Consider the following 13,491-nt stretch of genomic DNA (forward strand, 5'->3'; position numbering starts at 1 on the left):
GGCCTCCGCCCGCTCAGATGGCGGCCGCGGCACCCACCCAGGCGGCTGGCACCAGTCTCGGCGTAGACGCAGCGAGGTCAAGGCCTTGTCCGCGCGGCAACCGAGCCACTGTCCGGTTCCTCCCGGAGCCCGACCAAGCACCCCGCTGAACGCTTCGTTCGCCCTCGCCGCAACCCCTTCCCACAAATGACTTGGGGAACGGGCATCACTGCAGGTCAACGCACCGTTCCCCCTGCATCGCGAGTCCGTTCCCCCGGCCAGGGGGAACGAAACAGGAAACGTCCGCAGGCCACCTTCTGCCGTGTTCGACACACGACTGAAGGAGCGGGCTATGACCCATGCGGACTTCCCCCACAGCGGGATCGCCAACCTACTGGGCATCGGCGAAAGCAGCGAGCTGCTGCGAGATGCGGCGCGAGGCTGGTCGACCTGGGCCGAGCAGTACCCAGTGCTCGCCGAGGCGACCGACGCCGAATCATTCTTCGATCTCCGCGTCGGGTCGCAGCTGGATGCGCCCGACACCCAAGCCGGCCTGCACGCCCTGGCAACCCTCGGCGCGGTCGACGGGGGCAACGACACCGCAGCCGCTGCCGCTCTCGCACTGCAACTGATCCCGGGAATGATCACACTCGCGCAGCAACTGCAGCGAGGCATCGGGTCCCAATACGTCGACCAGGTCATCGCATCGCAGCTGTGGCTGGAAATCCGCTCGTTCCCCTGGCGCCGGCTCGAAAAGGTCTCCGGGAACATTTACATGAACGTCAGGCACCACGTCCTGACTGAACTCGGGGTCCGCTCGCACGTCGAGCGGGACGACATCACGTGGGCGCGGACCACGCCAACAGACATCACCGAAAAAATGCGGGGGGAACTCCCCGCCGATGAAGACCCCGCAGAAGAAGTAGCCAGAATTCTTTCCTGGGCGTGTAAGAACGGAACGCTTTCGACATACGACCGCGATCTGATGCTGAGCCTGGTCGAAGCAGCAGACCGCGAACCGCCCACCCGAACCGGCCGCAGCGGCGGCCTGCTGAGCAACCGCGCCAGCCGAGAGATAGCGCGCACTTTCGGGACCTCCGAACAGACCGTCCGCCGGCGCGTCCGCAACAGCATTGACGCCTTGAGCGCGGCCTGCTCCCAAGGGCAGATCCCGGCATGAACGGTGAGCGCCAGGTCCGATCCGACCGCTTGTGCCGGTCGGAGGTGATCACGATGCCGCAGCACGACCGGGGCCAAGGAAGGGCCGCTCGCACACCAGCTGACATTGCCCGGCTGTTCGACCTCGCGGGAAGCGAAGCCGCCGCCATCCGCGAACTCGATGGTTGCGTGGCGCGGCTGCACGAGGTCCAAGCCGCCAAGGTCGCCTTGAGGGATTTGACGGCCGACGAGCTGCGGGCGGCGCTGGCTTCCCGGCGGGCCGTACTCGGCGGTGAGGGCGCATGACCACCGTCACGCAACGACGCCGAAGCGCCGTATCGGTCGATGAGTTGAAACGGGCGTGGCAGGCCGTCGAGGCCGGCGAGTTCCGCCGCAGCCATCTGATCCGAAGCGAACCTCAGGCGCCTAACACGCCTAACACTCAACCCATGCCGGCGACCGCAAGCACCCTCGACGAGCCCTGCTCGACGTGGGAGGCGCCCCCCGAGGAAACGATCCTGCCGGTGCTGCCGTGCACCGACTCCCTCACCGCGGCAGTCGTCGCGCTGGCGATCGCCACCGCCTCGGACACGCCGGCAAGGGTGGTCGAGTGCGGGTCGTCCACCGGGTCCGACCTGGCGGGGGCGAGCACAGCAGAACTCGGCCGGCACGGTCCGTGGATCCGAGGCACGCGCGGCACCGTCCTCATCGACCGGGTCAGCACCATGCTCGGGACGGCCGCAGACGTGCCCGTGCCCGCAGACCCCGACCGGGTGCTGCAGCTGACCGTGCTGGCCACCGGATGGGAATTCGGCCACGCCACCGCCTCACCCGGATGGCTCGGTGAAGCGATCCGCGGCGCCGAGCACGTCGTGCTGGCCACGACCGCAACCGTGCCCGGTCTGCGCCGTCTGGAAACGGCACTCGACCTGCTGGACGCCAGCCAACCGATCGCGGCGGTCCTGGGACCGCGACGGCGCAAGTGGGACAAGGCCGTCGCACACAGCCAGGGACCCCTCACTCGCGCCCTCGACGCCAGCGGCCGGCTCCTGGACCTGCCCACCGACTCGGACCTGGCCATCCACGGCCCGTGTTCGCGGCCACTGCCCACGTCGCTGACGGCGGCCGCGGCCTCACTCCTGCAGCTGGTCACCAGCCACAACCTCGAAAGGGAACTCTCATGATGAACCACATCGCCGCGAAGGCCAGCACGCTCACCACCGCCGTCTGCCCCAAGGCGCCGAAGGGGGCATCCGGGCCGGTGAACGACATCAAGGGCTACGTCATGTGGGGCGTGATCGTCCTGTTCTTCCTCGGCATTGTCGTCGGCATCGGCGGCGTCGTCGCCGGCCGGGTGTTCTCCATGCCGCACGCATCCAAGGTCGCCCTCGTCGGGCTTGCCGTGGTCTTCCTCGCCGCCATCGGCTACAAGGTGCTGCCCGCCATGTTGAACGGCATCATGGGGAGCGGGTGCATCTGATGTCCAGCGACATCAGCGGCGAGGCATGGGGACGCACGCGGCTGCTGACGGTCGTCGCCGGCGTCGCCGCGGTCTGCGTCGCCCTGGTGGTCGGGCTCGGCTTCGCCGTGTACTACGCGCTCTCATCCTCATCGTCGGCACACTCTGCGGACGACCGGCCGAAGCCTGTCCCGTCGCCGCATCCGACGAACGCCCTCGGGTCGACCCACCGCAACGAAGTCGCCGCGGCTCCCATGCTCGCGGTCGACCAGAGCGCCGCGGACCCGGGCACACCGGCCGCCGTGCCAGCCCCGGCCATCACCATCCCGGCCGGCCCACGGACCGGGCCGGCCGGGATCAACACCGGATTCCCCCACACCCCGCAAGGCGCCGTCGGACAGCTGGCGGCGATCGAGGCCGCGGTGCTGCAGAACATGAACATCGCCACCACCAATCAGATCTACGACGCGTGGGCGTTGCCGGGCGGAGTGGGAGTCGCCAAGTGGCCGCTGATGCAGAACGTGCAGGCATTCCTCGGCAGTGCCCAGATGGGCTCACAGATCGACCCCACCAACACCGTCGTCGCCACGCCGCAAGGAGCCCAGATCAAAGGAACCGACGGCCCGGATTGGACGGTGGCCTGCGTCCTGATGCAGGTGCGCGCGTCAATCTCCAAGGACGCGCAGATCGGCTACGGCTACTGCGAACGCATGCAGTGGTCAAACGGACGCTGGATGATCGCGCCGGGGGCCCCGGCAGCGCACGCGCCGTCGACCTGGCCCGGCACCGAGGTGAGCAAGAAGGCCGGGTGGCTCACCTGGTCCGGCGCGGGAGCTGACAACTGATGCTGCACACGGGCATCGTCATCCACACCGACGTCTGGGGCTGGGTCTCCAAACTGAACCCCTTCAGCTACCTGGCCGGCGAGGCCGGCAAGGTAGTCGCCGGCGGCTGGACCGCCGCCATGCTCGGCCTGTGGAACGCCGGGTTATGGCTGCTGCAGCTCGTGTTGAACTTCATGGACGCGTTCCTGGTGCCAGACCTGAGCGAAAACGGACCCGGCTCGCAGGTGTACCAAACCACCTTCTGGATCGCCGGTGCCCTGGTGGGACTCATGACGCTGGTCCAACTCGGCACCGCCGCGATCCGCCGCGACGGCCGCAGCCTGGCGACCGTCGCTATCGGCACCGCCCAGTTCATCGGTGTCTGGGTCGCCGGGATCACCTACGGCGTTGCCGTCGTCGCGGCATGCGGCGGTCTCACCCGGGCCCTGATGAGCGGCCTACTGCACGTCAACTCCTGGTCGCTGTGGCACCCCTGGAAGGAGATCTCGACCAAGAACATCACCGACGGCACCGTCGCCACCGTGCTCGGGGTGATGGGCTTGTTCGTAATCCTCGCGGCCTTCGGGCACTTCATGGTCATGCTGGCCCGCGCCGGCGCGCTCATCGTGCTCGCCGCGACCACGCCGATCTCTGCTGCCGGCCTAGTGGCAGACGCCGGCAAAGCCTGGTTCTGGAAATCGCTGCGCTGGTTCCACGCCGCCGCACTCAGCCCGGTGCTGATGATCCTCGTGCTCGGTATCGGCGTGAAAATGGCCGGCGGGGTAGCCACCGGACTGACCGACTCGACCCAAAAATCGATCGGCACGGCCCTACCGAGCGTGGTGCTGATCTGCATCGGGGTGTTCAGCCCGCTGGCGTTGTTCAAACTATTGGCGTTCGTAGACCCGGGCACGTCTTCTGGCGCCGGAATGCGAGCCGGCCTCAGCGCGATGGGCGGGGTCTCCGGCCTCTTCGGCGGAAAAGCAAGCGGGTCCAGCAGCGGCGGAGCAAACGCCGGGTCCGCGGCATCGACCAGCGACGAGGACGGCAAATCGCAAGGCGAGAGCTCGAGCGAGGAAGAAGCGTCAGGCCGATTCCAGAAGATGCTCAGCGGGCTCGGACCCGGACTCGGCCAGGCGGCCTCGAAAGCACTGGGCGGGATGCAGAACTTGGGAACCAAGGGCGCGTCCATCGGCACCGACCTGACCAACCAGATGGGTGTCGGGCACAACACCTACCAGCCCGACTTCTCCACCGCGAAGAAGAACAAGGGCGGCAGCGGAAAGTCGAACAACGACTCAGACTCATCCAAGACCTCGTCCAAGACCGGACCCGGCAGCGAGGGCGGACAAGACGACAACACCCAGCCGCCGGCCGGGCCGACACCACCACCCAGCACCGGCTCGCAGGGCAACGGCGGCGATGACAGCACGCCGCAGCCACCGGCTGGACCTGGCGACCAGGACAGCAACAGCACCGACCCGATCAGCGAAGGGATCAGCGGACAGAACACCCTGCCACCCACCGGCAGCACACCGATCACCAAGGACGGTGCCCCAGCGGACGGCTCATCCGGCGGCAACAGTCCTGGGAGCAACGGTCCAGGCGGTGATGCCGGTGCAGGCGAGGGCGGAGCGGCCGCCGGCGGCAGCGGTGGTGGTGCCGCGGCGGTCCCGGTGGCCTGACACACAACGACACGGCAACTGAAAGGAGACGCCGATGACGTCGCAGATCTACAACGACTACACCAGAGCGAAGATCGGCTGGTTCTTCGGCCTGCACGGCTGGCAGGTGACGGTGCTGGCCGTCGGGATACTCCCGTTCTTCTGGTCCCTCGGGAACGCTGCGTGGCTGTCCGCGGCGCTATTCCTGCTCATCTGGGCGGTGTTGGCGGTCATCACCGTCACACCGGTCCTTGGCCGCTCCGCGACCGGGTGGGCGCTGCGGGTCACCGGGTTCTCGATCGGCGCCGTGCTCAAATTCAGCCTCTTCACGAGCAAGGGCGCTGAAGGCAAGATCGAGGACCTTGCCGACCCGGATCTACCCGGGGTGCTGCAACCGACCCAGATCCACGACGGCCCCCCGCACGGCGCCGCAATGGCACGCGTCGCCGTGATCCAGAATCACGCCACCCGCACCTGGGCCGTCACCGCTACCGTCGTCCACCCCGGCATAGGAATGATGGAGGCGCTGGCACGCAACCAGACCGGGCGCGGCCTGAGCGAGATGCTCGAAGCGGCCGAACGCACCGAGCTCGTCGACGAAGTCATATTCATGGTCCGGTCGGTGCCCGAGGACGGCGCTGAGCGCGACCAGTGGGTCGAACGGCACCGGAACCTGGACGGCCCGCAGCTGGCGCGGACCGTCAACGACGGCTTGAAGCAAGGGCTGGGGATGGCGTCGGTGCGCACCGAGGCGTACTGCACGCTCGTGGTACCAGAGTCTCGGATCGCCAAGATTGCCAAGGAATCCGGTGGCGGGGTCGAAGGGCGCGCCCGAGCGCTCTACGGGCTGATGGGTGAGATGGAGGCGCAGCTGCGCGGTGCGATGGGTATGACGACGGTCAACTGGCTCACCTCGCCAGAGCTCGCTTTGGCCTGTCGCACAGGCTTCGCGCCCGGGGACCGCGCCGCCATCATCGACGCACTGGGCGAACGGGAACAAGACCCGAAGGTGAACGCCGACATCCCGTGGGCGATGGCCGGCCCGTCCGGTGCAGATCCAGCGTTTCGCCACTACTCGCATGACGCTTGGAACTCGATCAGTTCAACGATCAAGCTGCCGGCGAAAGGCGCGGTCATGGGCTCCCTGGCGCCGGTGCTCACCCCGGGCGAACCGGGGGAGCGGCGCTCCTTTGTGGTGGTGTACCCGATCGCCAAGCAGGGCAGGGCCGAACGGCAAAGCAACAACGCCGAGTGGGCCGCCGACGTCGGCGGGTCTTTGAAGCAGAAGCTGGGCGTCAAGGTGCGGGCCAAGCAGCAGGCGGAGACCGGGAAGGTGCGCGGTCTGGACGGCAAGTTGGCGCAGGGCAACGCGCTCATCCACCCATACGCGATTGCCACGGTCACCGTGGCGAAGACACAACGGGTGGCGGAGTACGGCCGCAGGTTGGACGCATCGATCCGGCGCGCCGGGTTCGCCCCGCTGCGACTGGACCTGGCGCAGGACACCGCGTTCATCGCGGCCACCGTGCCGATGGGTATCAGCCTCACCCGCCGCGGCGGGCGGGTGAGGCCCCGCCGGTGAGCGTGAAGCAGCGGCTCCTGCCCTCTGTGGGTGGGAGCCGCTTTCGTGTCAGCTCCCTGGCAGCAATCACAACCACAGACCAGGAGACCGCGGATGCGACGACGAGTGAAGGCTGGCGCCGGCCGTGACGTGGCGACTTTGCTGTCTGACTTCGGGCACGAGGTCCCCCGACTGCCGCAGGAGGCTCCCGCCCCCAAGGAGCCGCGACTGTTCCGGCACGCGCCTCGAGGCGGTGCACTGCGCGCCGGCCGTGGCCACGGTCCAGTCACCGCCCCGGTGGCCTCCTGGCGGATGACCAGCGAGCAGGCGCCGGTCTTCTGGCCGTTCATCGCCGCCCCCGGACTGCCTCCGACAGGTGCCCAGATGGGCATCGACCAGCTGTCCGGCGGCAGCTTCTTCGCCGACCCATTGGGTTGGACCCTCGACGACAGCATTCCGGTCACCAACGGCAACATCTTTGAGTTTGGCAAACCCGGCCGCGGCAAGAGCGGCACCACCAAGGCGTTCTGCCTGAGAATGATGGACTTCAACTACCGAACACTGGTTAGCGGTGACCCGAAGGACGAGTACGAGCCGCTGTGCCGTGCCCTGAACGTCGAACCCTTCGCCGTCGGTCACGGTATGCCGGCCCGGATCAACCCGATCTCATTCGGTCCGTTGGGCGAAGGATGGGCCGATCTCACACCGCAGGAGGCGCAGCGACGCGCCTCGATCGTGTTCGGCCGGTGGCTGACACTGGTCCGTGGGCTGGTCGGCTCGCAGAAGATCGGCGACAAGCACGTGCCGTTCGGACCCACCGATGAGACCGTCGTCAAGGCGGCACTGCAGATCCTCACTGGGTACAGCTCGGGACAGAGCCAGCTCGTCGAGGTCACCATCCCCGAGCTGTGGGAGCTGCTCAACAACCCCACAGCCCAACTGATCGAGGATTGCCGGTACTCCTCCGAACGGCACTTTTGGGACGAAACCCGTTTGCTGCGTGACGCATTGGGTCAACTGGTGTCCGGCGCCCTCGCGGGTCTCTTCGACGACCACACCACCATCCAGGTCGACTGGAAAGCGCCGATCCAGTCATTGAGCCTGTCCCGGCTGGAGCCCCTCGGAGACGAAGCGGTCGGTATCGCACTCACCTGCCTGAACAGCTGGGCACGTGGGATGCGCGAAATGTCCAGTCCTGGCGACTTACGGATCGTGGTCCGCGACGAGTCGTGGAAGCAGCTGCGCCTCGGAACCGAAGCCGTGAAGTCGTTCGACGCGGACCTGCGACTGAGTCGCACCCACGGCGACATCCAGTTCGCGGTCGGTCACAAGCCGTCCGACCTGCTGTCTGCCGGTGACGCTGGCTCGCAGGCGGTGGCGATCGCCAAGGACCTGCTGCACTTGGCCGACATCAAGATCCTGCTCGGCCAGGACGCCGGCGTCGCAGACGAATTGGAACGTCTCCTCGAGCTCGGACCGATCGCACGCAAGCTGGTCACCGGCTGGGGCATGCAGGGAAAAGGCCGCGCGGTGTGGTGCGTCGGCGAGCAGATGTACAAGGTGCAAACCGTCTTGCACCCCATCGAAAAGGACCTCACCTACACCAACGACGCGATCGCCGCGGCGGCCTGAGCGATGAACAAGTACCTCACAGGTGCCGTACCGGTCGCGCTCATCGCGGCCGTCCCGCTGATGGCGGCACTCGTCGTGGCGCCGGTCACTTCGCCGGCCGCCGGTGAAGAGCTGGCGATCACCCAATGCGACCAGGGAGGCGCACAAGTACAACCCACCGGCGCCTGGCGCGTCCCGACCTCGCAACGGTATGTGATCACCTCCGGCTTCGGCCCGCGGCCCTCACCAGGCGGCATCGGATCCACCTACCACGAAGGCGTCGACATCGCGATGCTGCCCGACCCCGGCTCGGTACTGGCCGCGGCCGCCGGAAAGGTCAAGGTCGCCGGGCCCTATGGCGGCCTCGGGAACGCGGTGGTGCTCGACAACGGAGGCGGCATCAGCACCACCTACGGGCACATGGCCAAGCTCGACCCGGCGATGCACGTGGGGGCCACGGTGACGATCGGTCAACATCTGGGCCTGGAAGGTTCGACCGGGAACAGCACCGGCAATCATCTGCACTTCGGTGTGGCGATCAATAACAAATACATCAACCCGATCCCCTTCATGCAACAGCACAAGGCACCGCTCAACGGGCAGGCGGTCGCACCCAGCCCGCCCCGTCACACGGGACCGCCTGCGCCGCCGACACCTCCGGGTGGCGAAGGCGGCATAGGGTTCCCGCTACCGCTGCCGGGCAAGGACCGGCGGCAGTCACTGAACACCCCGCCGATCGTCATACCCAGTGCCATCAAAGGCTTCTACGTCAAAGCAGCGAACCGCTACAAACTGCCCTGGACCCTGCTGGCCGGCATCGGCATGGAGGAGACCGCCCACGGCATGGACCTCGGTGTCAGCAGCGCCGGCGCCCGAGGGGTGATGCAGTTCATGCCTGCGACGTGGTCGGTATACGGAGTCGACGGCGACGGCGACGGCATCGCCGACATCAACGACAACGCCGACAGCATCATGACGGCCGCGAACTACCTGACCAAGCTCGGCGTGACCAGCGGCCCGGCGGGCGTCAAGAAGGCGATCTTCGGATACAACCACGCGGACTGGTACGTCAACGACGTCCTCTACTACGCCCATGCGTACGGCGGTGGCACCGTGCTCGGCGACCCCACCGACTGCGGAAGCGGCGGCGACGGAAACCCCGACCTTCCGCCGATCAGCGACAAGCGGATCAAGAAGGTCCTTGGCTGGGCCAAGGATCACCTCGGCGACGGCTACGTCATGGGAGCCAACGGCCCGAACACGTGGGATTGCTCCTCGTTCGCGATGGCGGCATACGCACAGGTGGGCATCACCATGCCACGAACAGCCAGTGCGCAACGCGACTGGCTCGCCGCCGGCAACGGGTTCAAAGTGCCGGCAGACAAGGCCAAGCCCGGCGACCTCATTTTCTTCGACAGCTACCTCGGCCCGAACAAGATCGGCCACGTCGAGATGGTCTTCAACCCGGCCGGCCACCAGGCAATCGGTGCGCGGAACCCGAAAGACGGGGTCACCTTGAGCGACTACGGATACGACATCACTCACAAGCACCTCTTCGAAATCTGGCGCGTAGGACAGGTTTCGGATCACCCCAGCAAAACCGGCCAAACAACCACCACCAACTGACTGACTGACTGACTGACTGACTGATGACGATTACGGCGAACGCTCACGCCAGCCACGCCGTGAGATCGACGAAGGAGACGACGTGGCAGTGGGAAATCCACGGGTCATTCGCGGGTCTGTGATGGAGGAAACCTGGCACTACGGCCGGGTGTCGCCGCGCCTCGACACGCCGGTCATTGCGACCGATGAACTCACTGGGAAACCGCTGCGCGCCCTATGGTCAGCCCCGAGGACGATCCGGGCCGGCGACCCCGCGGGAAGCGTGCGCACCGACTGGTCAACGATGCTGCAGTGGACCGGGCACTACCAGCCGGGTGGCTTCGGAGAAGACGACCGGTCGCGATGGTGGTGGAGATGGCGCGAACCAGCTGAACGCATGTGGCCGGTGCACGCCAGCCCCGAGGCGCGGATCGCCATCGTCCGCACTGCCGACGATGTCCGAGCATGCGTGGCTCGTTGGGGAGACACCACCGGCGCCGTGTCATACGGGCACATGGCACAAGACGGTGTCCACGGGATCTGGGTTGAAGGTGAGGCACTCGCCGACCGCCTGGCCGGAGATGAGAAAAACCTCTGGTGGACTCAGAATCGGGAAAAGCCGAGCAACCAGACCCAATTTTCCCGTTGGGACGTCGCCAGCGTGGCATGGCTTGACCCGAGCGGTTTTACCGTTGGGCAGCCGCGGGCGGCCGCCGTCACCGCCGAGCGGACCTCACCGTATGAGCTCTTCGAGGACGTCCGCGGCCGACGCATTGTCACCGGCCGTGCTGTGGATGACGCGTTGGAATGGGATCTAGCCGAGGCACGCGGCTGCACATTCCAACGAGAGCGCCGCACGCATGACCAGAATGCACCAAAAGCTGGGTCGACACCGCGACGGTGACACTCGCCTTGCTCGGGCTGAGGACTCGACAGCCGGCTGATGACTGAGCGCCAACCCACTCTCCAGTCCCTTCAGGGGAAGAGGAGCAAAGAAGGAGACGTGGAATGCAGCGAAGCAGACGGACGGACCCCTACCCGTGGACCTGGGAGCGGCCGGTTGGGGTAATGGTGGCCTACTTCCTGGGGATCTTGTACGGGTTCCACACGGGCCGGGCACTGGCGAACTGCATCGCCGGGGCGGGATGGTCCTTCACCCCGGACGCGAACCTGTTCACCAGCATCCCCGGAGTGCTGCACGGCAACGCCGCGGCCGGCATCAGCGGCTTGCATCACGCCGCCGGCCGTCTGCTGTTGTGGTCATGCATCGTGCTGGTCGAACTGCTGATGGTGGGTGGCTTGTCGTTCGCGCTCAAGATGGCGTTCGACCGCTGGGGGCCGAACCGCGTGCAAGGTATGGCGAGCCGGAATGAGGCCGAAGCTCTCCTCGGTCGCACGCGGCTGCGGAAAGTGTCCGGTGTCGTACGGCCGGACCTGTACGGCAAGAAGGGAAGGATCCGCGGATGAGGAAGCTGGTCATGGACCCGCACGACGTTGGCTGGCGCCTGGGCAAGGCGGTCGAGCCAAGAGGCGGGGAGTTGTGGATCCCGTGGGACCGCACAGCCGGGGTGATCGGCCCACAGGGCAGCGGTAAGACGCTCGACCTGCTCATCCCAGCGCTGCTGGGGGCGCCCGGTGCGGCGCTGGTGACGCTGACGAAAGTCGACGACCTGCTCCTGAGCTTCAGCGACCGCCAGGCCGGCGGCAAGCCATGTTTGGTGCTCGACCCGTTCGGGCTCGCGCCCGGCCTGCCCGAGCTGGTGGTCGACATCATCGACGGATGCGTCGACCCCATGGTTGCCGAACGTCGCGCCAAGGCGTTCACCGCCGGGTCTGTGAAGGGGTCGATGACGCAGGGCCACGGCGACGACGCGGCACGGTTCTACGCCGCGGAGGCCGCGAAGGTGTTGCAGGCCTACTATCACGCGGCTGCGTTGACCGGCCGGTCCCTCGAGCACGTTCTGGAGTGGGTGGCGCAGCCGTTGCGGACCAACGAGCCCACCGAGATCTTGAGGGAGCACCCGCAGGCGGCCCCGTTCTGGTACGGGCTGCTGTATGGCGCCTTGCATGGCGACGACCGGACGGCCGGAAACACCATCACCACCGTGCAGCAGACGATGTCGCTGTTCTTCCAGGCGGATATTCGCCGGCGCTGCGTGCCGAGCAAGGGACGCCCAGCCACCGATATCGCAGAGGTGGTCCGCCAGGGCGGCACCATCTACCTGCTGGGTCGCGAGGACCCGTACGCATCCGCGTCACCACTGATGACGGCCGTTGCTGAGCACGTCCTGGACACCGCCCTGGCGGCTGCCAACCGGTCCCGCTGGGGCAGGCTGTGCCCGCCGTTCCTCGCCTGCCTGGACGAACTGCCGTCGACGGCTCCGCTGCCGACACTGCGGACTCGTATGGCGAACGAGCGGGCTCTGGGCATCAGCATCATCTACGCCACTCAGACGTGGCGACAGTTGGCGGCGATCTTCGGGGAACAGGAAGCACGCGCCCTGCTGGGGCTGACGAACAATCTGATGGTGTTCGGGGGGTCCAAGGACGCCGCATTCAACCAGGAGATTTCCGACCTGCTCGGGGTCACCCGCGTCGCCCGCACCAGCTATCAGAGCGGTCAGATGGGCGGACGCACCGTCTCCGGTGAGGACATCCCGATTCTGCGGGGGGAGGAGATCCGGCAACTGAAGGAGCGTCGAGCGCTGGTGATCGCCGAGAACGGCAAACCGATGATCGCCAAACTGCACCGATGCATCGATGGCAAGGCCGGCGCGCAGCTGCTGGCCCGCAAGGACAAGCTGCGGCTAGTGATGGATCAGCAACGGGAGATGGTGGTGACGCCCGAGGCGCAGGCGACGCGCGCCCTGGTGGAAGCCCGTCGACGCGGGTTGACCATCGACGATGAAGACAAACGGAGTGCGTGATGACCGGCACAGACAAGGCACGAAGTGAACCATTGCCGATGACCCGACGGTTCCCCATGGTGGGTCCGCAGCTGCAGTTGGCCTACCGGGAGCTGGCGATCGCCGACAAGGGTGACGAAGCACAAGTCGAGGCCCTCGGCGACATCTCGGCGCTGCCCCGACCGTGGGACCCAGCGAGCTGCTTGCGCCCGGACCTGCGGGAGGAGCTGTGGGTGTGGCTGGAGGAAGTCGTCGACTGGTTGAACCACGAATACGTCTGGGACGAGCACGGATTCATCCCGCAGTGCTGGCCGCGGCACCCGCACCTGGTGCACGAGATCGCCGTCGTGGCCGATCAGCGGCGTCGGGCGGGCATCGCCCTTACTTCCGATGCGTTGGAGGACTGGCACCGGTACTGTCTGCCGGCGTTCGTCGACCGAATGAAGATCCGGTGCAAGGACCACTGCGGGGAGGGCCACCGTCAATGGCCGGCCCGAGGCGCGTATACCCGCTACCTCAGCGACGCGGCGGGGGACGGGCGGCGCGAGACATACGCCGCCGACATCGAGCACGCGGCAACAACCGGCGCCGGCCGGCGCCGGCCTATGCCAACCATGCCGCCACCCCATCTGGCGTCGGTGAATCTCGACACGGGTGAGGTCCTCGACGACGAGTGACCCGAGGCCACCGGCCGGTTGTCGGTGCGAACGGGGATAGTCACTCG

At 67.0% G+C, this 13,491-nt stretch carries 13 protein-coding genes; all 13 read left to right on the forward strand.

Features of this window, described 5'->3' with window-relative positions; translation table 11 throughout:
- Window positions 1–331: 331 nt before the first annotated feature.
- The 13 genes from EFY87_RS03600 (at window position 332) to EFY87_RS03660 (ending at window position 13,444) form a co-directional block, all read left to right on the forward strand.
- A complete protein-coding gene (locus EFY87_RS03600) occupies window positions 332–1,159 on the forward strand; it encodes a hypothetical protein (RefSeq protein WP_123270076.1) in 828 nt (275 codons plus the stop codon).
- 53 nt (window positions 1,160–1,212) lie between these two features.
- Window positions 1,213–1,443: a hypothetical protein gene (locus tag EFY87_RS03605; RefSeq protein WP_148043232.1), complete on the forward strand. Its 231-nt coding sequence runs from the start codon at window positions 1,213–1,215 to the stop codon at window positions 1,441–1,443.
- Between the two features lie 143 nt (window positions 1,444–1,586).
- Entirely contained in the window at window positions 1,587–2,321 is a 735-nt protein-coding gene (locus tag EFY87_RS03610) for a hypothetical protein (protein ID WP_123270078.1), read from the forward strand.
- Window positions 2,318–2,617, forward strand: a complete 300-nt coding sequence (locus EFY87_RS03615; RefSeq protein WP_220093482.1) for a hypothetical protein — start codon at window positions 2,318–2,320, stop codon at window positions 2,615–2,617. The genes EFY87_RS03610 and EFY87_RS03615 overlap by 4 nt, the downstream gene beginning before the upstream one ends.
- Window positions 2,617–3,441 carry a hypothetical protein gene (locus EFY87_RS03620; protein ID WP_123270080.1) on the forward strand — a complete coding sequence of 275 codons (825 nt, stop codon included), beginning with the start codon at window positions 2,617–2,619 and terminating at the stop codon, window positions 3,439–3,441. Before EFY87_RS03615 ends, EFY87_RS03620 begins: the two co-directional genes overlap by 1 nt.
- A complete protein-coding gene (locus tag EFY87_RS03625; RefSeq protein ID WP_123270081.1) occupies window positions 3,441–5,105 on the forward strand; it encodes a TrbL/VirB6 family protein in 1,665 nt (554 codons plus the stop codon). The genes EFY87_RS03620 and EFY87_RS03625 overlap by 1 nt, the downstream gene beginning before the upstream one ends.
- Before the next feature lie 34 nt (window positions 5,106–5,139).
- Window positions 5,140–6,666, forward strand: coding sequence for an SCO6880 family protein (locus EFY87_RS03630; protein ID WP_123270082.1), 1,527 nt, complete (start codon window positions 5,140–5,142; stop codon window positions 6,664–6,666).
- A 93-nt stretch (window positions 6,667–6,759) separates the two neighbouring features.
- Complete coding sequence (locus EFY87_RS03635; RefSeq protein ID WP_123270083.1) at window positions 6,760–8,277, forward strand: ATP-binding protein; 1,518 nt, start codon at window positions 6,760–6,762, stop codon at window positions 8,275–8,277.
- A 3-nt stretch (window positions 8,278–8,280) separates the two neighbouring features.
- Complete coding sequence (locus EFY87_RS03640; RefSeq protein WP_123270084.1) at window positions 8,281–9,882, forward strand: peptidoglycan DD-metalloendopeptidase family protein; 1,602 nt, start codon at window positions 8,281–8,283, stop codon at window positions 9,880–9,882.
- 148 nt (window positions 9,883–10,030) lie between these two features.
- Window positions 10,031–10,765, forward strand: a complete 735-nt coding sequence (locus EFY87_RS03645) for a hypothetical protein (protein WP_148043233.1) — start codon at window positions 10,031–10,033, stop codon at window positions 10,763–10,765.
- A gap of 104 nt (window positions 10,766–10,869) precedes the next feature.
- Window positions 10,870–11,328 carry a hypothetical protein gene (locus EFY87_RS03650; protein WP_148043234.1) on the forward strand — a complete coding sequence of 153 codons (459 nt, stop codon included), beginning with the start codon at window positions 10,870–10,872 and terminating at the stop codon, window positions 11,326–11,328.
- On the forward strand, window positions 11,325–12,788 hold the full coding sequence (locus tag EFY87_RS03655) for a type IV secretory system conjugative DNA transfer family protein (protein WP_123270087.1): 1,464 nt from the start codon (window positions 11,325–11,327) through the stop codon (window positions 12,786–12,788). The genes EFY87_RS03650 and EFY87_RS03655 overlap by 4 nt, the downstream gene beginning before the upstream one ends.
- Window positions 12,788–13,444: a hypothetical protein gene (locus tag EFY87_RS03660; protein WP_123270088.1), complete on the forward strand. Its 657-nt coding sequence runs from the start codon at window positions 12,788–12,790 to the stop codon at window positions 13,442–13,444. Before EFY87_RS03655 ends, EFY87_RS03660 begins: the two co-directional genes overlap by 1 nt.
- Window positions 13,445–13,491: the final 47 nt, after the last annotated feature.

The organism is Flexivirga caeni, assembly GCF_003724155.1.
Lineage (GTDB): Bacteria > Actinomycetota > Actinomycetes > Actinomycetales > Dermatophilaceae > Flexivirga > Flexivirga caeni.